23 protein-coding genes are annotated in these 22,450 nt (G+C 39.5%); 13 read left to right on the top strand and 10 right to left on the bottom strand.

Going from position 1 to position 22,450, the window contains the following annotated elements; genetic code table 11:
- Positions 1-62 precede the first annotated feature (62 nt).
- Positions 63-455 carry an HIT family protein gene (locus ACULLG_RS01375; RefSeq protein ID WP_452124972.1) on the top strand — a complete coding sequence of 131 codons (393 nt, stop codon included), beginning with the start codon at positions 63-65 and terminating at the stop codon, positions 453-455.
- On the opposite strand, the gene ACULLG_RS01370 is transcribed toward ACULLG_RS01375, so the two are convergent.
- Both ACULLG_RS01370 and ACULLG_RS01365 read right to left on the bottom strand, forming a co-directional pair.
- Positions 448-798, bottom strand: a complete 351-nt coding sequence (locus tag ACULLG_RS01370; RefSeq protein WP_452124971.1) for a hypothetical protein — start codon at positions 796-798, stop codon at positions 448-450. The genes ACULLG_RS01375 and ACULLG_RS01370 overlap by 8 nt on opposite strands.
- A 4-nt stretch (positions 799-802) precedes the next feature.
- On the bottom strand, positions 803-1,951 hold the full coding sequence (locus ACULLG_RS01365) for a sensor histidine kinase (protein WP_452124970.1): 1,149 nt from the start codon (positions 1,949-1,951) through the stop codon (positions 803-805).
- 123 nt (positions 1,952-2,074) lie between these two features.
- Between ACULLG_RS01365 and ACULLG_RS01360 the strand changes: the two genes are divergently transcribed.
- From ACULLG_RS01360 to aat, 3 genes are read left to right on the top strand one after another with little or no spacing between them, the layout of a single operon-like run.
- On the top strand, positions 2,075-2,452 hold the full coding sequence (locus tag ACULLG_RS01360; RefSeq protein ID WP_452124969.1) for a DUF3127 domain-containing protein: 378 nt from the start codon (positions 2,075-2,077) through the stop codon (positions 2,450-2,452).
- A gap of 6 nt (positions 2,453-2,458) precedes the next feature.
- Positions 2,459-3,835, top strand: a complete 1,377-nt coding sequence (locus ACULLG_RS01355) for a short-chain fatty acid transporter (RefSeq protein WP_452124968.1) — start codon at positions 2,459-2,461, stop codon at positions 3,833-3,835.
- Between the two features lie 34 nt (positions 3,836-3,869).
- The gene (gene aat / locus ACULLG_RS01350; protein WP_452124967.1) at positions 3,870-4,532 is read left to right on the top strand and encodes a leucyl/phenylalanyl-tRNA--protein transferase; all 663 of its coding nucleotides are present in this window, start codon (positions 3,870-3,872) and stop codon (positions 4,530-4,532) included.
- A 3-nt stretch (positions 4,533-4,535) separates the two neighbouring features.
- Here aat and ACULLG_RS01345 read toward each other — a convergent pair whose 3' ends face one another.
- Positions 4,536-5,099, bottom strand: a complete 564-nt coding sequence (locus ACULLG_RS01345) for a DNA-3-methyladenine glycosylase I (RefSeq protein ID WP_452124966.1) — start codon at positions 5,097-5,099, stop codon at positions 4,536-4,538.
- A 43-nt stretch (positions 5,100-5,142) separates the two neighbouring features.
- Positions 5,143-5,529 carry a hypothetical protein gene (locus ACULLG_RS01340; protein ID WP_452124965.1) on the bottom strand — a complete coding sequence of 129 codons (387 nt, stop codon included), beginning with the start codon at positions 5,527-5,529 and terminating at the stop codon, positions 5,143-5,145.
- A 183-nt stretch (positions 5,530-5,712) separates the two neighbouring features.
- On the opposite strand from ACULLG_RS01340, the gene ACULLG_RS01335 reads away from it, so the two are divergent.
- From ACULLG_RS01335 to ACULLG_RS01310, 6 genes are all read left to right on the top strand, one after another.
- A complete protein-coding gene (locus ACULLG_RS01335; protein WP_452124964.1) occupies positions 5,713-6,399 on the top strand; it encodes a TetR/AcrR family transcriptional regulator in 687 nt (228 codons plus the stop codon).
- Positions 6,392-8,059: a peptidase domain-containing ABC transporter gene (locus tag ACULLG_RS01330; protein WP_452124963.1), complete on the top strand. Its 1,668-nt coding sequence runs from the start codon at positions 6,392-6,394 to the stop codon at positions 8,057-8,059. Before ACULLG_RS01335 ends, ACULLG_RS01330 begins: the two co-directional genes overlap by 8 nt.
- A 7-nt stretch (positions 8,060-8,066) precedes the next feature.
- Entirely contained in the window at positions 8,067-9,419 is a 1,353-nt protein-coding gene (locus ACULLG_RS01325) for an HlyD family secretion protein (RefSeq protein ID WP_452124962.1), read from the top strand.
- Positions 9,420-9,438: 19 nt separating this feature from the next.
- A complete protein-coding gene (locus ACULLG_RS01320) occupies positions 9,439-10,818 on the top strand; it encodes a TolC family protein (RefSeq protein ID WP_452124961.1) in 1,380 nt (459 codons plus the stop codon).
- Between the two features lie 93 nt (positions 10,819-10,911).
- Complete coding sequence (locus tag ACULLG_RS01315) at positions 10,912-11,742, top strand: YitT family protein (protein ID WP_452126518.1); 831 nt, start codon at positions 10,912-10,914, stop codon at positions 11,740-11,742.
- Between the two features lie 120 nt (positions 11,743-11,862).
- Positions 11,863-12,489 carry a thioredoxin family protein gene (locus tag ACULLG_RS01310; RefSeq protein ID WP_452124960.1) on the top strand — a complete coding sequence of 209 codons (627 nt, stop codon included), beginning with the start codon at positions 11,863-11,865 and terminating at the stop codon, positions 12,487-12,489.
- 163 nt (positions 12,490-12,652) lie between these two features.
- Here the strand turns inward: ACULLG_RS01310 and ACULLG_RS01305 are convergent, their stop codons facing one another.
- From ACULLG_RS01305 to ACULLG_RS01285, 5 genes are all read right to left on the bottom strand, one after another.
- Positions 12,653-13,372, bottom strand: coding sequence for a hypothetical protein (locus ACULLG_RS01305; RefSeq protein WP_452124959.1), 720 nt, complete (start codon positions 13,370-13,372; stop codon positions 12,653-12,655).
- 80 nt (positions 13,373-13,452) lie between these two features.
- On the bottom strand, positions 13,453-14,148 hold the full coding sequence (gene truB / locus ACULLG_RS01300) for a tRNA pseudouridine(55) synthase TruB (RefSeq protein WP_452124958.1): 696 nt from the start codon (positions 14,146-14,148) through the stop codon (positions 13,453-13,455).
- Between the two features lie 25 nt (positions 14,149-14,173).
- Positions 14,174-14,968, bottom strand: a complete 795-nt coding sequence (locus tag ACULLG_RS01295) for an undecaprenyl-diphosphate phosphatase (protein WP_452124957.1) — start codon at positions 14,966-14,968, stop codon at positions 14,174-14,176.
- A gap of 2 nt (positions 14,969-14,970) precedes the next feature.
- Positions 14,971-15,234: a DUF3098 domain-containing protein gene (locus tag ACULLG_RS01290; RefSeq protein ID WP_452124956.1), complete on the bottom strand. Its 264-nt coding sequence runs from the start codon at positions 15,232-15,234 to the stop codon at positions 14,971-14,973.
- A 9-nt stretch (positions 15,235-15,243) separates the two neighbouring features.
- Positions 15,244-16,122 (bottom strand): cell division protein FtsX, encoded by an 879-nt coding sequence (locus tag ACULLG_RS01285; RefSeq protein ID WP_452124955.1) that lies wholly within the window; start codon positions 16,120-16,122, stop codon positions 15,244-15,246.
- A gap of 74 nt (positions 16,123-16,196) precedes the next feature.
- Here ACULLG_RS01285 and ACULLG_RS01280 point away from each other — a divergent pair, with 74 nt between their 5' ends.
- Positions 16,197-17,063 (top strand): UbiA family prenyltransferase, encoded by an 867-nt coding sequence (locus tag ACULLG_RS01280; protein ID WP_452124954.1) that lies wholly within the window; start codon positions 16,197-16,199, stop codon positions 17,061-17,063.
- Between the two features lie 6 nt (positions 17,064-17,069).
- Here the strand turns inward: ACULLG_RS01280 and ACULLG_RS01275 are convergent, their stop codons facing one another.
- Positions 17,070-18,911, bottom strand: a complete 1,842-nt coding sequence (locus ACULLG_RS01275) for a T9SS type B sorting domain-containing protein (protein WP_452124953.1) — start codon at positions 18,909-18,911, stop codon at positions 17,070-17,072.
- A 129-nt stretch (positions 18,912-19,040) separates the two neighbouring features.
- Here ACULLG_RS01275 and ACULLG_RS01270 point away from each other — a divergent pair, with 129 nt between their 5' ends.
- Together ACULLG_RS01270 and ACULLG_RS01265 are read left to right on the top strand one after the other, a co-directional pair.
- Positions 19,041-22,064: a leucine--tRNA ligase gene (locus tag ACULLG_RS01270; RefSeq protein WP_452124952.1), complete on the top strand. Its 3,024-nt coding sequence runs from the start codon at positions 19,041-19,043 to the stop codon at positions 22,062-22,064.
- A gap of 84 nt (positions 22,065-22,148) precedes the next feature.
- Complete coding sequence (locus ACULLG_RS01265; RefSeq protein WP_452124951.1) at positions 22,149-22,403, top strand: SemiSWEET family sugar transporter; 255 nt, start codon at positions 22,149-22,151, stop codon at positions 22,401-22,403.
- The last annotated feature ends 47 nt before the right edge of the window (positions 22,404-22,450 follow it).

Genomic DNA, 22,450 nt, shown 5'->3' with positions numbered 1-22,450 from the left:
ATCCCGTCTCTCAACGGGATTTTTTATTAAAACCAAACCAAACCAAACCAAAATACACCGACATGCCGAGTATTTTCACCAAAATCATTAATGGAGAAATCCCATGCTATAAAATTGCAGAGGACGCGGATAATTTTGCTTTTTTGGATATCAATCCCAATGCAAAAGGACATACGCTTTGCGTTCCGAAAAAGGAAGTAGATAAAATAATGGATTTGGATGAGGAGTCCTACACGAAATTGATGACATTTTCAAGAAAAGTGGGTAAGGCAATCGAATTGGCGGTTCCTTGCAATAGGGTAGGAATGTCCGTAATTGGTCTCGAGGTTCCACATGTTCATGTGCACCTTATTCCACTTCACAGCATGAAAAATGCTACTTTTCAACACAAAGAAAAATTAAGCCCCGAAGAGTTTGAGAAAACAGCGGAACAAATTCGAAGCTGCCTTAAATAACACCTTCCTTATACAGATAGACAAGAGTTCCCACTGCACCAATTACTAGAATCAATAGTATAAAAAACAGGGCAGTGAATTTGACCGAAGGTTTATCAGGAGTAACCAATTTGTTATAATAATCAAACACCCTTTCAATATCTGGCGTCCAATTTACTGGATAAATAACCGAATAGCACTTGCGGCATTTTATCTCATGTATCACCTCACCAGTGGTTCTATGAAAAAAGGGATTATAGGTGTGTTTTTGGTAAAAAGAGAGCTTTAGATCCTGATTAAAGCACTCAGGACAGTTATTGGTAATCTCCGCTTCTTTGATCGCAACTCGTTTTTCCTTAGCCATAACTTTACGTATTTGCTTTCAAGGAAATTTGCATGATTGTTCCTTCTTTATTAGACGAAAGTACTTTAATTTTTCCTTTATGGTACTCTTCAACTATTCTTTTAACAAGTGAAAGTCCTAAGCCCCAACCTCTCTTTTTTGTGGTGACTCCTGGGTTGAAAATGCTTTGAAAATCACTTTTTGGGATACCCCGGCCGGTGTCGGAGACCAAAATATTAACGTTTTGTCCCTTTTTTTCAATTTGGATGGCAATGTTGCCTTTGCCCTTCATGGCATCGATGCCATTTTTGACCAAATTCTCAATGCTCCAGTTGTAAAGTGGGGGATTAAGAAGTACAGGTAGTTTTTCAATATCGGAACTAAAAGAAAAATGAACCAGTTTGGAGCTTCTTCGCTTTAAATATTGATATGCCTTTTCAGTTTCTGCAACAATATCGTATTCTTCCAGATTTGGAATAGAACCGATTTTGGAAAATCGCTCCGTAATCGTCTGGAGGCGATTGATGTCTTTTTCAATCTCTTTGGTAATATCTTGATTAATGTCTTCTGCCCGTAACAATTCATTCCAACCTAGCAAAGAAGTCAACGGCGTGCCAATTTGATGAGCTGTTTCCTTGGCCATTCCGGCCCAAAGTTTGTTTTGTTCAGAGGCTTTGTTTATTCGGAAGAAAAAGAAAATCACAGCTCCAAAAAGACAAATAATGAGTAAAAGGGCCAGTGGATAGTATTTCAGTTTATTGAGAACTTCAGAATTCCCATAATAAAGTGTTTCTAAAAGCTCCCCCTCTTGGATAATATGAATAGGCTCATTTTCACTGCTAAACTGTCTTATCTTTTTTTGGATATAAACACTATCCGATGCTCTTTCAGGCGGAATGTTATGTGTTTTTATGGTTCCTTCCTCATTGACCAATATCATAGGTGTAGAAGTGTTGTTCCCCATGACCTTTAAGGTCAGGTTGCCCAACTCTTGATCTACAGAAGACTGTATCAATTCCAACTGGGCCGTTGCCCATATTTCCATCTTCAGGCGTTCTTCCTCTTTAAACTTCCTAAAAAAGCTGTTGGTGTTCCAAAGAATAAGACTTACAATAACAAAAGCGGAAATCAGCATTATGATATTGGAAGCTTTCTTTTTGGGGCTGAAGTTCATTTTTGGGCGAATTGATTTTAAAGATAACGGAAAAAGTAAAAATTTGTTGATAGTTCTTTATTTGATATTTCACCAGAGGTGGTCATTTTATGTACATTTGATGCCTATTGAAAAGTAAAATACATGGAAGTTCAAGGAAGAATTAAAATGATTGATGAGACCAAAACCTACGGTAACAATGGTTTCAGAAAGAGAGAATTGGTAGTAACTACTGAGGAACAGTACCCTCAACATATTTTGGTTGAATTTGTTCAGGATAAATGTGACCTGTTAAATTCGTACAACGTTGGCCAAATGGTCAAGGTGAGTATCAATTTAAGAGGACGCGAGTGGGTAAATCCACAGGGAGAGACCAAATATTTTAATTCTATCCAAGGATGGCGTATTGAAAACTTGGAAGCGGCACAAGGTGGGGAGAATATGCCCCCGGTTCCTCCAATGGAAGCCTTTGAGCCTGCAGATGACCTCAATGAGGAGGATCACGACGATTTACCATTCTAATGCATTTTGGGCCTAACTAAGGTTATAGAAAGAATTTTTAGAAGGTATTTGCCTTCCCCTTTCACAATTGCGGTACTATTGACGCTACTGACAATTGTTTTGGCCCTTGTTTTTACGGAAAATACTTCAGAAAAAAGCCATTTGGTCGCCATTCTTTCCTATTGGGAAAATGGGATATGGAACAATGGCTTGTTGGTTTTTGCCTATCAAATGATGCTCATTTTGGTACTTGGGCATGTTTTGGTATTGAGCAAACCCATGGAACGATTGATCCTTGGCATTACCAAATTTGTAAAAAATACTTCAAATGCGGCCGTTTTGGTGGCGCTGCCAACAATGTTGGTTTCTTTCTTCAATTGGGGTTTGGGACTCATATTCGGAGCCATTTTAGCCCGTAAAGTTGGCGAGTATGCCCATGCGAACAACATTCCAATAAATTACCCGCTGATTGGGGCATCTGGCTATGTGGGGCTAATGGTTTGGCACGGAGGAATTAGTGGGTCTGCCCCAATAAAAGTTGCCGAAGCAGGGCATTTAAAAGAGTTGGTCGGTGGACTATCTAATTTAAGTTTGGCCAGTCAATTGCCAGAATCTATCTCTTCGTCGTTAACCGTTTTCAGCAATTGGAACCTTATTTTGTTCGTATTGGTGGCTATCGCAATAAGTGTGCTTGTGTATTTTTTGGGAAAAAAGGCTTCTCCGAATAATTTGGGGCTAAAAGAATACGAGTTTCAGTCTATTGACAAGAAAAATTTAAAGGGAGCTGAAAAATTGGATTATTCCCGAATTGCAGCCACCATTTTTGGCGGATTGATTTTAGTGACCTTTTTATTGCAATACTTGCCCGCTATAAAAACCTTGAAGATTACTCCAAACATGCTCAACTTTTTTATGTTGGGACTGGCCATTGTGCTTCACGGAAGCTTTAAAAGTTTTTTGGTTGCTGTTGAAGAAGCTATTGGTGATACCGCTGGAATTTTGATTCAATTCCCGCTGTATTTTGGTATTATGGGCATAATGGCCAGTAGTGGAATGATTACGGGTATTTCTGATTTCTTTGTTTCCGTAAGTACAGACACCACCTTGCCCATATTCACATTTTTTAGCGCAGGATTGGTCAATATTTTTGTGCCTAGCGGAGGGGGGCAGTGGGCCATTCAAGGACCTTTGGTGCTAGAATCATCATTACAGTTGGGCGTACCCTTGCCCAAAGCTGTGATGGCCTTGGCCTACGGGGATCAAATAACCAATATGCTACAACCTTTTTGGGCCCTGCCACTTTTAGGAATCACCAAGCTCAAGGCCAAGGAAATATTGCCTTATACCTTACTATTTATGTTGGTAGGCAGCTTGATCTATATAGGAGGGCTTCTAATTTTCTAGCATGTTTTTGCGTAATTTTAGATAAAACCGCAATTTGGAAAAAGACTCAAAAAGCTTTCCGTTATTCTTTTTGGGAGATGGATTGGAATTTCCTCCTGTTGAGACATCAAATGAAGATGGTTTGTTGGCAGTAGGTGGAGATTTATCTCCAGAGCGCCTACTACTTGCGTACAAAAATGGAATTTTCCCATGGTTTAATGAAGATGCGTTGATCCTGTGGTGGAGTCCCGATCCAAGAATGGTTCTTTTTCCAGAAAACCTAAAGATTTCGAAAAGTATGCGCAAGGTTTTGCGAGATAACCGGTTTAGACTTACCCAAAATACCTGTTTTGAGCAGGTGCTGGACAACTGCGCCAAGGTGGAACGTAAAGATCAAGAAGGAACTTGGATAACACCAAAAATGAAATCCGGCTATCTGGAACTTTTTAAAAAAGGGATTGCAAAATCATACGAGGTTTGGGAAGATGAAAAATTGGTCGGCGGACTTTATGGAGTGGATTTGGGACACGTATTTTGTGGCGAAAGTATGTTTAGTACAGTACCCAATGCCTCTAAATATGCATTTATCAAAATGGTGGGACAATTACAGGAAAAAAACTACAAACTCATAGATTGCCAAGTACATACCGATCATTTGGAAAGTCTTGGCGCTAAAGAAATCCCAAGAAAGAAGTTTTTGGAAATACTTCGAGGATAGAACCTAGACTTCATTGTATCTAAAACAACTAACTTCGTGGTCATTGACCATTCCCGTTGCCTGCATCTGGGCATAAATAACCGTACTTCCCACAAATTTAAAACCTCGTTTTTTTAGATCTTTGCTAATAGCATCCGACAATGGGGTTGTAGCTGGTCCTTTCTTATAATTTTTCAAGGAATTTTTAATAGGTTTCCCATCAACAAATCCCCAAATGTATTCGCTAAAACTCCCAAATTCCCTTTGGACTTCGATAAAAGCTTTTGCATTGGAAATAGCGGCATTGATTTTTAATTTGTTTCTGATGATACCGGAATTGTCAAGGAGCTCGTCAATTTTATCCTGATCATAACATGCAATTTTTTTATAATCAAAATTATCAAAAGCCTTTCTGAAGTTTTCGCGCTTTTTCAACACGGTAATCCAACTAAGACCAGCTTGAAAAGTTTCTAAAATCAAAAATTCGAAAAGTGTAGGGTCGTCCTTTACCGGCACACCCCATTCTTTGTCATGGTAATCTTCATATAGTGAATCACCTTCGCACCAACCACAGCGATGTTTGCTCATATAAAATTTTGCTGCGTTTTGTTGTCGCAGACTTTTAAAACCTTTATTCAGATTCTTTTGTACTCTCCTCGCGATATTGCGGAATTATCAATTCCCCGGAATCAATCCCGCCTTCTAAATTTGCAGAAAGTGTTTTGTACACTCGAAAGAACTTTCTTCCATCGGTACGTTTAAAAGTAATCAAGGTTTTTTCGCCATATACAACATCCGTGACTACAATCGCTGTATTCTTTAAGGATGCCATGTTGGGTAAGCCACCTCGTTTTATGATAAAGTTTTTACGAGGAACTTTAACATGGGTATACCTGTTTCCCGTAGGGGAACCAAGTATGAGCTCGTCTCCAACTGCTACAACATCCATTTGATTTTTTTGTCCCGAAACGGAAAATGTCATTAAAACCGCTATTAGAAAAGTATATAAATATTTCATCGGACCAGGTATTAATGTTAGACTGACTATTCAAAATTACCATAATTATTGATGTGTCAAAAGGCCTTGTGGAGGGTTGGGAAAAGTTTTTTAAAACATTTACTAATGTTAAATACTAGTTAAACTATTATATATTGATAGTAATACTGTTATTTTTGAATGAAATTCTAAAAGAACAATATCATGGAAAGACTTTTGCAGTCCATTCGGATAGAAATCAACGACAAGATCTACCTAAAGGATCCAGAATCATCGAATCTTGGAAAACGAATTATAGAGCAAAGCATTTTAATGATAGATGAAATGGGCTTCGAGAGTTTTACCTTCCGAAAATTGGGAGAGCGTATCAAGTCCAATGAAAGTTCCATTTACCGATATTTTGAGAACAAGCACAAACTTCTGGTGTATTTGACCTCTTGGTATTGGGGCTGGTTGGAATATAAAACCGTTTTTGCTACGAATAGTATAGCCGATCCGAACGAAAAGTTAAGGAAAGCCATTTCAATTTTGACCCAGACTATCAAGCAAGATGTGTCCTTTTCGCATATCGATGAGGTATTGCTCAATAAGATTATAATTAATGAATATTCCAAATCATACCTTACCAAAGAGGTAGACCAGGAAAATAAAGATGGATATTTTGTTATTTACAAAAGATTGGTGAACAGGTTGTCTGAAATGATCAATGCAGTTGACAACAAGTACACCTTTCCTTCCAGTTTGGCTAGCACGATTTTGGAAGGCGCGTTGCATCAGTATTTTTTAAGGGAACATTTTCCCAAACTTACAGATTGCAATACGACCACAACACCTACCCAATATTTTGACGATTTGGTTTTTCGTGCGCTAAACCCCAATAACTATGGCTGAAATGGTTCTAACGGCTTGGCAGCGCCTTATGGGGCTGTTGGCATTGGATAGAAAAGATATCCTTCAAATTTTTTATTACGCAATTTTCGCGGGTTTGGTGAACCTTTCACTTCCTCTGGGAATTCAAGCAATTATAAACCTCATTCAAGGAGCCCAAGTAAGCACATCTTGGATTGTTTTGGTTGTCTTGGTTACACTTGGCGTAGCATTTTCCGGGACTTTGCAATTGATGCAAATGCGGATTATAGAAAACATTCAGCAAAAGATATTCACCAGATCCTCATTTGAATTTGCGTATCGATTTCCCAAAATACGAATGCACGAACTGCGAAACTATTATCCACCAGAGTTGGCAAATCGATTTTTTGATACGTTGACCATTCAAAAAGGATTGTCCAAAATTCTTATCGATTTTCCCGCTTCATTTCTTCAGGTGGCTTTTGGACTTTTATTACTATCATTTTACCATCCCTTTTTTATTCTTTACGGTATTCTTCTTGTGCTTTTAATTTATGTTGTATTCAAATTTACGGTACAAAAAGGCCTGGATACCAGCCTCGATGAATCTAAAAACAAATACAAAGTGGCCCATTGGATCCAAGAAATAGCAAGGTCGCTGGTCAGTTTCAAATTATCAGGTAAAACCACTCATGCCCTGGACAAAAATGATACCCTTGTCGCCGACTATTTGGATGCAAGGGAAGGGCATTTTAAAGTATTGGTTCTTCAGTTTATACAAATGATCGGGTTTAAGGTATTGGTAACGGCCGGACTTTTACTAATTGGAGGATTACTGGTACTGAACCAGGAAATGAATATTGGACAGTTTGTGGCAGCAGAAATTATTATAATCCTTGTCATAAGCTCTGTGGAAAAAATGATTTTGGGCCTGGAGACCTTCTATGATCTTTTAACTTCTTTGGAAAAATTGGGACAGGTTGTGGATAAGGAATTAGAGCCTCAGGAAGGAGAAAAACCGTTTGGAAAAAACGAAGGGTTTGTGGTGGAGTTGGAAGAGGTGTCCTATAATGTGCCTGAAAGAGATAAAAAGATTATCGACAGTGTTTCGTTGACCATTACACCTGCATGCACCATTTTATTGCAAGGATCCAGTGGTTCAGGAAAATCTACCCTATTAAGGCTTATTGCTGGAATTTTAGAACCAGACCGCGGCAAGATTTTTGTCAATAATGTGGCCATTCAAGGAATGAATCTAAATTACTATCGCTCACATTTAGGACAATCCCTTAGCGAGGAAACCCCTTTTGAAGGTACCCTGCTTAACAATATCACCTTTGGTGATAAATCAATTACCATGGAAAATGTCTACTGGGCTCTTGAAAAAACGGGGCTAACCAAATTTGTTAAAGATTTGCCCCAAGGATTAAATACGGTGCTATATCCGGAAGGACGACAAATTCCTTATGCAATATCGAAGAAAATAGTGTTGGCCCGAAGTATTGTGAGCAAACCAAAACTATTGATTCTTAAAGATCCGCTAGATCAATTTGGTGAAGCGGAAGCTGAAAGAATAATGGATTTTTTAACCAACCCAGAAAATGGATGGGCTTTGGTCATTGTAAGTGAAAACCCAAAATGGGTAGAGCGCTGTGGACGCATTATTACCATGGAAAATGGAAAATTGATTAACGAAAGATAATAATACCATGCTCAATATATCACCCAACAAGTTGAATGAAAAAGTGGATCTTGGCGGTTATAAAGCCGCTCGGAAAGTCTTTGTAAAAAGGCACAATAAACATTTCAACAGATTGCTGGCCGTGTTCTCGATAATTGTTGTTATTGTAATGTTTCTTCCTTGGACACAAAATATTTCGGGCAAAGGGTATTTAACGACGCTAAAGCCAGACCAGCGACCACAAACCATACAATCGCCCATACCGGGTAGAATTGAAAAATGGTTTGTAAAAGAAGGGGATTTTGTAAAAAAAGGAGATACTATTCTGCATATTTCAGAAATAAAAAGTGAATACTTCGACCCTAATCTAGTTGCTCGAACTGGTAAACAAATTGAGGCAAAATCTATGTCCGTCAATTCTTATCAAGAAAAAGTAAAGGCCTTAAATGTTCAGATTGAGGCGCTTGCCAATGAGCGTCAACTTAAGTTGAAACAGGCTAACAACAAGTTGTTGCAATCCAGATTGAAGGTTCAGAGCGATAGTATTGATTTGGAAGCAGCGAGAACCAACATCTCCATAGCGGAACGCCAATATAACAGAACTTCCCAGTTAGAAAAAGAAGGCCTTAAGGCGGTCACCGATGTAGAAGAAAAAAAACTTAAACTACAAGAAACCCAAGCGAAACTTATATCTCAAGAAAATAAACTCTTGACGAGCAAAAATGAGGTGATCAATGCACAAGTTGAGATCAGTAGGGTTGGGGCAGAATACATCGATAAAATATCGAAAGCCAGAAGCGATATGCTGACAGCCCAATCCAATCGGTTCGATTCGGAGGCTCAGGTGACCAAATTGGAAAATGCCTACACCAATTACGAAATGCGAAATAGCCTTATGTATATCAAAGCCCCTCAAAGTGGATTCATAAACAAGGCATTGCAGTCTGGTATAGGAGAGACTTTTAAGGAAGGAGATCGTTTGGTGGGAATAATGCCGGATAAATACGATATGGCGGTTGAAACTTATGTAGATCCCATCGACCTACCTTTGATTCATATTGGGGAAAAAGTAAGGATTCAATTTGATGGTTGGCCAGCCATAGTATTTAACGGATGGCCCAACGTTTCCTTCGGAACCTTTGGCGGAAAGGTGGTCGCCATTGAAACGTTTATCAGCGACAATGGGAAATATAGGATTTTGTTGGCCCCAGATAAAAATGATACACCCTGGCCCGAAGCTATACGTGTTGGATCAGGTGCAAATACCATTGCACTTTTAGAAGATGTTCCAATCTGGTTTGAGTTATGGCGTCAGCTGAACGGATTCCCTCCTAATTATTACCAACCAGAAAATAAAGTGGCGGATGTTCAGAAAAAATAGCCCTTTTATCCTTTTTATTATGTTATGCTTGTCAATCATAAACAAAGTTTATGGCCAGCAAGACACCCTTGTGCTCAATTTCAAGGAATATTTGGGCTATGTTAAGAAATACCATCCTATTGCCAAACAGGCCCAACTGACTATAGCCATGGGTCAAGCCAATTTAATGAAGGCCAGAGGTGGATTCGACCCCAAAATTGAGGTAGATTATGACCGAAAGGAATTTAAGGGCACTGAATATTGGAATCGGCTCAACACCACATTTAAAATTCCAACATGGTTTGGGATAGAACTCAAAGGCAACTTCGAGCAGAATCAGGGAGCATTTATAAATCCGGACGAAACCCTCCCGTCAGACGGATTGTACAGCGCTGGAATTTCCATGTCGCTTGGGCAGGGTTTTTGGGTCAATGAACGTATGGCAACCTTACGAAAGGCCAAGTTCTTCAGAGAACAGTCCAAGGCCGATCAAGATGTATTGGTGAACGAAGTGCTTTATAAAGCCTCACTGGCTTATTTTGATTGGTTAAGGGCACATCAAGATGCCAAAGTCTTTAAAGACTTTTTGCGCAATGCGAAAGTTCGTTTTGATGGAGTAAAACAACGGGCCAAAGCTGGTGATATAGCTGCGATTGATACTGTTGAAGCAAAAATTACCTTGCAAAATAGGATATTGGGCATGGAGCAGGCCAAGGTAAAATTGATGAAAAAGTCCTTGGAACTATCCAATTATCTTTGGATAAATAATGTGCCGGTAGAATTGCAAGAACAAGTGATACCGGATATGGAGATCGAGAGAGATATTGATAGTACCTTAGAGATTTTAGGACGCCCGTTGGATAGCTTCACTTTGGAAAACCACCCGAAGTTAAAATCTTTGGAGTACAAAATTGACGGACTAGCTGTAGACAAGCGGTTAAAAGCAAATAAACTATTGCCCAAGCTGGATGTGGAATATAACTTTTTGACCGAATCCCCAGATAATATAAGTTCATTTGTAACGGATGAGTTCAAAGGTGGTGTTACATTTAGGTTCCCTTTGTTTTTACGCAAAGAAAGGGGTGATTTAAAATTGGCTAAGTTCAAGCTTAGGGATGTGGAATTTGAAAGAGATAATGCACAGGTCGAAATTCAAAATAAGATATCAGCAATCTATCGTGAATTAGATTCGTATACTGTCCAAAACAAATTAATTGAAAGCATTGTTGCGGACTATGGTACTTTACTCGCAGCCGAAGAGCGCAAGTTCACCTTTGGTGAAAGTTCCCTGTTTTTGATCAATTCCAGAGAAAGTAAGCTTATTGATGCCAACCTAAAGCAGAATGAGGTTCAAAACAAGTTCTTTTATACTAAAGCCATGCTTTTTAAAAGTCTGGCCATTAACCCACAAATACTGTAAAATATGAAGGCGCAGATCAGAACATGGAAAATTTACAGGCGATTGCTCAAGGCACCAAGAACACAGATTACCCTAAAGTCTTTTTTTAGGGATATGTTTTTTATAATTGTTGGTATTTTCTGCGCAGCTTTTGGTTTAGAAAGCTTTTTGTTGCCCAATACATTTATCGATGGTGGTGCCACGGGAATTTCCCTGTTGATAACTGAAGTTACCACAATTCCATTATGGATGCTCATTATTTTGGTAAACCTTCCCTTTTTGGTATTGGGTTATCGGGTCATCGGCAAGACTTTTACCATAAAGGCCATTGCTGCAATTTTGGGATTGGCATTGGTACTTGCTTTAGTACAGTTTCCAGAGGTGACCCAGGACAAGTTATTAGTAGCAGTTTTTGGAGGATTTTTTCTGGGCGCCGGCATAGGATTATCCATACGGGGAGGAAGTGTCTTGGACGGCACTGAAGTCTTGGCCATATTTTTAAGTAGAAAAATGTCGGTGAAGATTGGTGATGTCATCATCCTGATCAATATCCTGATTTTTTTGGCAGCTGCTTACCTGCTTTCGGTTGAAACAGCGCTCTATTCCATGTTGACCTATTTGGCAGCATCCAAAACTTTGGATTTTGTTGTGGAAGGAATCGAAGAATACACAGGAGTGACCATTATTTCGCAAAAAAGCGAGGAGATTCGACAGGTAATTACTGAAAAACTGGGAAGGGGACTTACCGTGTATAAAGCTACTGGTGGATATGGCAAGCTAGGGATGCGAAATGAGTATGATGTAATTTACACGGTAATTACCCGATTGGAAATAAGAAAACTGAACATCGAAATCAGCAAGATTGACCCCAAAGCTTTTGTGGTAATGAACAGCATCAATGATACAAAAGGAGGTATGGTCAAGAAAAGACTATTAAAAAATTGATCATTGCTCATTTCTTTTTCCTACTAAGATTACTCTGTAAGTTTTATTCATTTCTAACAACCAATGACCGAAGTCACATTTTAGCAGATGTAAGCGGTTTAACTTTGAAGAAAATTTGACATGGAAGTGGTAGAAAGAAACATATCGGAACAACAATTGGAATATATTCAAAAAGGTATTGCAAAAGGAATGTCTTATCAAGAGTATCGGGAATTGGTAAGCGACCTGGCCAAGAACAGACAAACCACGGGCGAAGAGCAGTTGGAATCCCTGATCAATTATACTGAATTGAACGACCGCCGCATGAAGCGATGGGATAAAACTCTAAAGATTCCTACTGATGTACAGGAAAAGATAGCCAAAATAGATAGCAAGATTACATTTTTGGTGCTGAGTGAAAGTTGGTGTGGAGATGCCTCCCCGAGCTTACCGGTAATGAACAAAATAGCTGAGTTGAATCAAAATATCGACTTTAAAATTATTTTACGGGATGAGAATTTAACGTTGATGGACGAATTCCTGACCAATGGTACCCGTTCCATTCCAAAACTGATTGTTTTTGATCAAGAAACCGAAGAAGTGGTTGGTGAATGGGGTCCAAGACCTAGTATAGCTACCCAAATGGTGGAGGAATATAAAGAAGAGCACGGACATCTGGATGCGCAATTCAAACAAGATTTACAAGTTTGGTATAATAAGGATAAGGGGCAAAATACGATGGAGGATTTGACAGAGCTACTTTTTTAGGAAGGTTACCTATCGATTAAGATATCGCTCGTTTTAATGATTCCTTAGCGACCGATAAGTGAAGTTCGTGAAATTCAACGTAAGATTCAAGGATAAATTGACCTATGAACCCTATGGATTTATAAATGATGCAAATGGAGTAAAATGGGAAGGGGCAACTTTGTTACTTACTCTGGAACAAATAGGTAATGGTCCCTATCTGCGAAGCTTTGGTATCTGCACTAAAACGTGCTTTATAGGCATAGGCAATGGCATTATCTACCAAACAGCCATTGGAGGTGCCTGAACTTTTATCGTTAAAAGAAGCTTCCAATACATAACCGTTTGAGTCCACTTTAATATTAACCACTACCTTACCTCCTTCAATGCAGGTATAAATAGGAGGTGGAAGCGCATAGGCATTTCTATCAATCAAAGAATAGGAAATAGAGGTGCGCTTATCTTTTAAATTATTTGTGAATTCCTCTTTTTGGGATTCACGCTCGCTCAGCTGTTGTTTCTTTTCTTCGCGTTTTGCGGCAAGTTCCTTGAGTTGTTCCGCAAATGCCCCATCGGCTTCAGAAAATTCACTGGCATCACTGTTCATTTGGCGTTCCTCCATCAATTCTTCCAAGGTCTTTAAAGGCTCCGGACTTTTTACCGAAGGTTTGGCGGTTTCGTTGAAGGCCAAATGACTTTTAATGGGATCATTGTTGACGAGTTCTTCTAACCTTTTCACCTCTTCTTCCAGCAGTTCTTCAATGTCCTCATCTGCCAGGCTCATTTCAATAACATACTCTTCCTCCTTAACGCCTCCTAAATGAATGTTGAACAACAACAATACAATTATGGACATGGAGAAAAAAGTTATTAAAAGCGATAACTGGTTTCTGTTTAGGTTCATGGTCCTATTATAACCGTTTTTTTGCAAAAATATTTTAATGCATTCTGATGTCCAAACCAACCTCCGAAGGAGAATGAGTCTTAGCTGGACTGCAAATTTTCCTTGAAGGTAAGCGGACTTACAGCATTAATTACGTTGAAATCACCTATTTTGGTTCTTCTGAGGGCGGATAAATGTGCTCCAGATTGCAGTGCTTGTCCAAAATCATGGGCCAATGAGCGAATATAGGTGCCCTTGCTGCAAACTACCCTAAAATCAATTTTTGGTAGGCTTATTTGGGTGATTTCAAACTCAAATATTTGAATGGTTCGAGGCTTTATCTCAATTTTTTTGCCTTCTCTGGCCAGTTCATACATGCGTTTCCCATCCTTTTTTAAGGCTGAAAATATCGGAGGAACCTGTTCAATTTCTCCTAAAAACTGTGCGGTTGTACTTTTAATAAGTTCTTCGGTTATATGATCGATTGGAAAGGAGTTATCCACTTCCGTTTCTAAATCATAGGAAGGTGTGGTGGCCCCGAGTGTAAATGTTCCAGTATATTCCTTAACCTGGCCTTGAAGTTCTGGAATTTTCTTGGTGAATTTTCCAGTGCAGATAATCAAAAGGCCTGTGGCCAATGGATCTAACGTACCTGCATGCCCAATTTTTATTTTTTTGAGGCCAAATTTTTTTCGAATAGCCCATTTCAATGCATTCACAGCCTGAAATGAGGACCATTCCAAAGGTTTGTCAATCAACAGAATTTGTCCGTTTAAAAAATCTTCCTTGGTTTTCAAAAATTCGCAGTTTTGTAACTTAAACTTAGCCCCAAATGCTCCATGCAATGGCTATAAGTCCTATAATTACGCAGTAAATGGCAAAATAGGTAAGCTTACTTTGACGAACCAATTTGATCATCCAAGTACACGCTGCCAGTCCTGCGATAAAGGCGGCCACAAATCCTGCCCCCATGGCCACAGCCTGGTCACCGACAAAATTGATATCGCCACTTAAAAGGTCTTTGGCTACTTTGCCTATAATCAAAGGAACTACCATTAAAAAAGAAAAGCGTGCAGATTTAGATTTATCAACGCCCAATAGCACAGCAGCGGAAATGGTGGCACCACTTCGTGATATGCCTGGTAATATGGCAACGGCTTGTGCCATTCCTATTACAAATGCACTGCGGTAGGATACTCCTTTGTTGGTAGTTTTGGCCAAATCGGCGAGATATAAAAGAAACCCGGTGATAAGCAGCATGATGCCCACAATGATGATTGCACCATCAAAAAAAACTTCCAAAAAATCTTCCAAAAAGAAACCAACAAGAGCTGCAGGAATCATTGAAATGATGATTTTAAGCGAAAATTGGGTCTCTTCGTTCCATTTGAATTGAAACAATCCTTTAAAAATATCCCAAACATCTTTTCGGAAAACCACTATGGTACTCAAAGCGGTTGCAAAATGGAGAACAACAGTGAACAATAAACTTTCTTCTGGAAGAGAATCGGCACCCAAAATGGCTTTTCCCAATTCTAAATGTCCACTTGATGATACTGGTAAAAATTCGGTAAGTCCTTGAATAATACCAAGGATTATGGCGTCTATAATGTCCAATGTTATTTTTTGTTTTTGTTAGGGTTCAACAAAATGGCATATACCTGAATGCCTAGACCGATGAGTACTAAGGTAGGAGCCAAACGGATTCTTCTAAAGTTGTAGATATCCGGATTAAAGACGTTGGGGTCATCACTTCCACCACCACTCATCAAAATAAACCCTAAAGCAATCAATGCCAAACCTATAAAAAGGAAGATGTAGTTTTTCTTTTGAAAGACAAATTCCTTGGTTGGCTTTTGGACATTCTTATTTTTCTTACTCATGCTGTAAAGTTAATAATAAAGATCATCTGTCCTTAAATTCAAAAAACGTTGTGTGGCAATATGTGTGCTTAACCATGAAATAAGTACACCGAGGCCAAAAATACCCGCAAACAAAACTGCTAGAACCACTACATCTTGAAAGATGTTCAGTTCCGGAAAATTAGTGTTTACATAGTAAAGAACAACTCCTAATGCAAGCAATGCAATTAGCGAGCCTAACATTCCCAGCTTTATGTTCGTCCAAACAAAAGGCTTTCTGATAAATTTTTTGGTAGCGCCCACCATTTGCATAGTCTTGATAATAAAGCGTTTGGAATAAATGGAAAGTCGAATGGAGCTGTTAATAAGAAGCACCGCAATAAATGTGAAGATTGCGCTTGCAATCAAAATCCAAAGACTGATTTTCTTGACATTATCATTGAGCAAAGAAATAAGAGGTTTGTCATAACTTACTTCATCGACATATGTTTTGCCCGCTAGCTCATCTGCAATCTCTGCAATTTGTGCTGTGGACACATAATCTGCTTTTAAATTGACGTCAATGGAGTTTTTTAGGGGATTATATCCCAAAAACTCAATGAAATTTTCTCCAATATCCTCGCTGTATTGTTCAGCAGCATCTTCTTTTGAAACAAAATCGGCAGATTTGGTGTAATCGGCCATGGCCAAACTTTTTTGCAGTTGTTCTATCTCAACAGGTTTGGCATTGTCCTTTAAAAAAACCGAAACTGTAATTTGTTCCTTAAAGTGGTCCGCCAATTTTTTGGTGTTCAACACCAAAAGCCCCAAGACCCCAAGAAGAAAAAGAACAAGGGCAATACTTAAAACAACCGAAAAATAAGAGGAAATCAACCTTCTTCGTTGGTATCGTTCAATATATTGGGCCATACAATCAAATCAATACGTAAAAATAGAAAAGTAAATCTGAATTTTTATGGTAAACTTGCTATTGAAATTAGAATATGGGAAGATTGTTACTCGATTTGAAAATTTCAAGGCCTGGACTATGGTTTCCTACGATATGGATATACCTTGTTCCTTTTGGCAATCAAGAAGGCTTTACCAGCTCTTTTTTGTTTTGGGTGGGATTGTTTTTTGTAACATTCCCTTTAAATTATTTGGTTTACGGATTGAACGATTACAATGATTTCGATGCGGATAAAATCAACGATAGAAAAGGAAATTTTCTGTTTGGAGCTAAGGCCAATATCGAACAATTGAAACTGATCCCGTGGCGCATAGCACTGGTCATGTTTCCGTTTTTTATTGTTTTTACTGTTGAATCTGGCTTAAAAATGCTATTCCTATTGGCACTCATGGTCCTGGTAAATGTTATTTATAATTTTAAGCCATTTCGTTTGAAGGAAAGGCCGCCATTTGAAATTCTGATTCAATCAGGATATGTGCTTACGGCCTTTTTTTGTATTCAGTTAAATGGGTTGCCTTCGCTTCCATGGCAAACAGTAATCTATTTGACCTTGTTCGCCTTTCAGGCCCATATTGCAGGAGAGATTATGGATATTGAACCCGATACGGAAGCTGGGAAAATGACTACAGCGGTGTTTTTGGGAAGAAGGAAAACCAAAATCCTAATGCTCGTGTTGTTGACCTTGGAATCATTTCTACTTGTTTATTGGTTTAAGGATTGGGTATTGGCCTGTTTTCTGATGCTTTTTTCCATTTGGTTGATTTTGGATGCATTTTTAATTTTCATAGACAGACCTTATACCTATAAACAGATGCTTATTTTTGGATATGCCATCAATATCTCTGCCATTTTATCAATGATATGGGTGCTGTATAGCGCAAAGTTGTTAGAGGTGCAGTAGTTTAAGCTATCGCTTTAATGCAAAATGGCCCTTGTATAGATTATCACCTATTTTAACTGTGTACCAATAGTCGGAAGCAGGTAACGGCTTGTTGTTAAAAGTACCGTCCCATGAGTAATCTTTGCTTGTAGATTGTGCAATGAGTCTTGAAGTGCGATCAAATATGCTGATCTCAAAATCGTCAAACGCTTTAATGCCTTCTGGTTTAAAACTATCGTTGAATCCATCTCCGTTTGGTGTAAAAAACCTTGGAATGACCAGATGCACAAACGGAAATCGAACCACTCCGCAATAATTTTTTTCCCGAACATGAGCAGTATAGGTTCCACCCGTGAGGTTGTCAAACTTTGGGCTATCCTGATAGGTAAAACCATTGAGCGAATACTCGAAATCACCGGTATTCTCGGTTATGATAGTTAAATCCCTATGATTTGAAACGATACTTTTCACAATAGGTTTATCTATTTGGGTAACCACTATGGTCTTATCGGCACTACAGGAATTCGCATCAGTGACCCTAACGGTATAGGTGCCGGGAGTGCTTATTGTTATTTGCTGTGTATTTTCCCCCGTATTCCAGAAATAAGAGGAATTGAGTAAATCAGCAGACAAGATTAAGTCTTCACCGGCGCATAAAATCAAATTTTCATCCCGCAAAACAGGTAAATCGTTATATTGGATGGAGACCGCTGTTCTTGTATCAGAAAAACAACCTGCAATTTCAGTCACCGCTTCGGCATAATAAGTTCCGCTTGTGGTTGTTGCATAAAACAAGCTTCCTGCTTTTAAAAGACTTCCACCCGCAGGGGAATCGTACCAATCAGCAGTGATGCCATCGGGAGTTGCAACTGAAACTCCTCCGTTAGTACCTACACAAACAGAAACATCCCCTTGAGAAATTGGGGCGATAGGCTTTCCCTCAATAATAACCTCAAAAATGTCGGATACGGCATTGCATTTAGAGTTGGCCAGATTCACCGCATCTTCGGCAACCTTGACCCTATATCTAGTAGTGCCAAAAATCAATGGCGAAGTATAAGTTGAATTGTTCTCTCCAACAATATTGGTCCAATTAACTCCATCAAGGCTCTCTTGCCACTGATATGCATGTGTACTATAGACGGAAAAATCTGGGTTCGCAGTAAGTTCAACGGTCGTCGGGGCATTTTCTTGGCATACACCAACAATGTTGGTGTTGTTGGCGGCATCCGTTAAGGTAATTCGATCACCACAGGTTCTAAAAACAATATCATCTATTGCCAAGTCGTTTCCACAGCCTCCGGAACCATTGTTCAGCATTTTTAAAATAACGGATCTTTGCCCAGGTAAGGTCTGAAAAACCAAGGCATACTGTTCCCAAACTGGAGAATTCTTGTCAAAAATACTTCCCGTACTTCCTGACGCCAACAGATTGGTGTCTGAACTGTCCCAAATCTGAAATCGCACATTTACCGGAATGCCATTGCCATTGCAACCCTGTTTGGGATGAAGATTCATCAACCAAGAAGAAAATTCATATGACGTATTTTCGCAGAGGCCATCTATGGTCCTTCTGAAAAATTCTCCGGCAGTATAACTTGCATTCACGATAAAGGCCTTGCCGTCCGTATCTCCAGGAGTATGATCATCGGTATCAAACCAATCATAATAAGTAGTTGTGCTCGAAATGGTATAGCTGCCATCTACAGGTAAGCCATTTGAGTAAGTATACGTGGTAGTGCCCGGAGGTAGAGCAGGACCATTGGTAGTGCCAGCGCCAAAAGTTTCCGTGAAAATGGCATCTCCGGAGTTGCCGCCGCAAAAACCTAATTGTGCATTGGCGTGGAAGGCAGCTAAGCAAACAAACAAGATTGAAAGTATAGGGGTTATTTTTCGCAATCGGTTACTTCTTTAAGGCTTTAGAGGTCAACGCATTTTATCTTTTCCGCTTTGCGTGATTAAACCTATTTTTGCCAAATCAAAGGAGTAAGATATAAAATGAATTACAATTTCAGGGAAATAGAGGCCAAATGGCAGAAGTATTGGGCAGATAACCAAACATTTAAGGCTCATAATGATTCGGAAAAGCCAAAATATTACGTGTTGGATATGTTTCCTTACCCTTCGGGAGCAGGATTGCATGTTGGACACCCTCTTGGTTATATAGCCAGTGACATTTATGCTCGTTACAAAAGACATAAAGGTTTTAATGTATTGCATCCAATGGGATACGACTCTTTTGGACTGCCTGCTGAACAATATGCTATCCAAACCGGACAACATCCTGCAATTACCACAGAAACCAATATCAAACGCTATCGCGAGCAGCTAGATCAACTGGGATTTTCTTTTGATTGGAGCAGGGAAGTGCGTACTTCCAACTCAAAATATTATAAATGGACACAATGGGTGTTCATTCAACTCTTCAACGCTTGGTATAATAAAGTATCAGATAAGGCAGAAGCAATTTCAGGCTTGATTTCCATTTTTGAAAAAGAGGGCAATTTGACTATTGATGCTGTTTGTGATGATGACACTCCAACATTTACAGCTGAAGATTGGGCAAGTTTTACTGATAAAACCAAGCAAGAGCTACTTTTGAAGTATCGATTGACGTATTTGGCAGATGCTGAAGTGAATTGGTGTCCTGCTTTGGGTACTGTTTTGGCCAATGATGAGGTGGTCAATGGCGTTTCGGAAAGGGGTGGACATCCGGTAATCCGGAAAAAAATGACCCAATGGATGATGCGTATCACCGCCTATGCCCAGCGGTTGTTGGATGGTTTGGACACCATAGATTGGCCACAACCTCTAAAAGACTCCCAGACCAATTGGATTGGACGCTCCGAAGGAGCATCAGTCACTTTTAATGTTATTGATAAATTGGACACTGAGCGAAGTCGAAGTGACCAAGATGTGATTTCGACTCCGCTCAATCACCAATTTCAAATCGAAGTTTTTACTACCCGTCCCGACACTATTTTTGGAACAAGTTTTATGACCTTGGCCCCAGAACACGAATTGGTGTCCAAAATCACAACTCCAGAACAAAAAGATGCGGTGGAATCCTATGTGGAAGCAACTGCCAAACGTTCGGAACGAGAACGAATGGCCGATGTAAAGACCATTTCCGGAGTATTTACTGGTGGTTTTGCAGAACATCCGTTCACAAAGGAACCAATTCCTATTTGGATTGGGGATTATGTTTTGGCGAGTTATGGAACAGGAGCTGTAATGGCCGTTCCTTGCGGAGATCAACGCGATTACGATTTTGCGAAGCATTTCAACATCCCAATTCCAAATATTTTTGAAGGAGTGGATATTTCTGAAGAGGCATTTGCCGATAAAGCGACAACCATTATTGGCAACTCTGATTTTTTAAATGGCCTATCGTACAAGAAAGCGACAACAAAGGTCATTCAAGAATTGGAAAAAATCGGTCAGGGAGAAGGCAAGATCAATTACCGCCTTCGCGATGCTGTTTTTAGTCGTCAACGGTATTGGGGAGAACCCTTTCCGGTGTATTATGTGGATGGAATGCCGCAGATGATTGCAGACGAGCATTTGCCATTGGAATTACCAGAAGTTGAAAAATACCTTCCTACGGAAACTGGCGAACCACCATTGGGCAATGCCACACATTGGGCTTGGGACGCCAAAAATAGCAAAGTGGTTTCCAACGAACTTGTCACCCTGAGCGTAGTCGAAGGGTCAGACAAGGATAATGGGATTTACCCTTTGGAATTGAACACCATGCCAGGCTGGGCTGGCAGTTCCCAATATTTTAACCGATATATGGATTCCCAAAACAGCGAAGCTATCTATTCCCAAGAAGCGATAGGTTATTGGCAAGATGTGGATCTCTATATTGGAGGTAGCGAACATGCCACCGGACACCTACTTTATTCCCGTTTTTGGCAAAAATTCTTGTTTGATATGGGAATTGCTCCCAAAGAGGAATTTGCTAAAAAGTTGATCAACCAGGGGATGATTACGGGGACGAGTGCGTTTGTCGCTGAAGCTATTTTTGAAGATAAAAGCATTAATGTTTTTGAATCTTCTGATTTATTAAATGGACCAAACTATATGTCCTCTGAACACTCTAAATATGTTGAGTTAATAGCAGCTTTTAAACAAAATGGAATTGCTGAAAAGGATTGGGATAAAGTTGAGTTCAGGTGGATTCATGCTGATGTTTCATTGGTTGACGCTTCGGATGAATTAAATATTGATGGCTTTAAAGATTGGAGACCTGAAGCAAAGGAAGGTACTTTTATTACCCAAGAGGACGGTTCTTTCAAAGTAAAAAGAGAAATCGAAAAAATGTCCAAATCCAAATACAATGTAGTCAATCCCGATGCCATTTGTGAGGAGTATGGAGCCGATTCATTGCGTTTATATGAAATGTTTTTGGGTCCTTTGGAGCAATCAAAATCTTGGAACACCGCCGGGATAAGTGGTGTACATTCCTTTCTTAAAAAATTATGGAAGCTCTATTCCCCTTTTATCAACAGGTCACTGAGCGGAGCCGAAGTGAGCGGAGTCGAAGTGGAACCCACCGCCGAAAACCTAAAGACCTTGCACAAAACCATCAAAAAAGTGGAAGAGGATATTGAGAATTTCTCTTTCAATACTTCAGTATCCACATTTATGATTTGTGTAAATGAATTAACTGCTCAAAAATGCACCAGCAGAGACATTTTGGAACCGTTGGCTATTTTGGTATCCCCTTATGCTCCCCATATTGCAGAGGAATTGTGGGAGAAACTGGGGCATTCCAAATCCATTTCCGAAGCACCTTTCCCAAAATTTGAAGGGAAATATTTGGTGGAGAGCAGCAAGGAGTACCCGATTTCCTTTAATGGAAAAATGCGCTTTAAGATTGAGTTGCCCCTTGATATGGGCAAAGAAGATATTGAGGAAGCTGTAATGGCGCATGAAAAAACCCAAGCACAATTACAAGGGCGAACACCCAAAAAAGTAATTGTGGTGCCCGGCAAGATTGTAAATATTGTAGGGTAAAACCACAATTGTTCCCTCGAGGCGACTTTAGAGCTTTTTTTTGCCTATATTTTGATGATTTAATGACCGCATCAATTCCCGATTATGGAAACCCTTGAAATTATTGGGCTTGTAGCAGCTACGTTGACTACAAGTTCGTTTGTGCCCCAGGTATATAAAACCTGGAAGGATAAGTCAACAAAAGACATTTCCTTGACCATGTATTTGGTATTCTTGTTGGGAACATTCCTTTGGCTGTACTATGGTATCCAGTATGAGAGTTTAGCCATAATTTTGGCCAATGTGATAACCGGGCTTTTGGTCGTATTCATGCTTATTCTAAAATTTAAATACAAATAGCCTTATCCTGTTTACAAGCGTTTGTGCATGCACATAGAAGGACAGTT

Source organism: Flagellimonas sp. 2504JD1-5, assembly GCF_053618295.1.
This window is presented reverse-complemented; position numbering and strand designations above follow the sequence as displayed.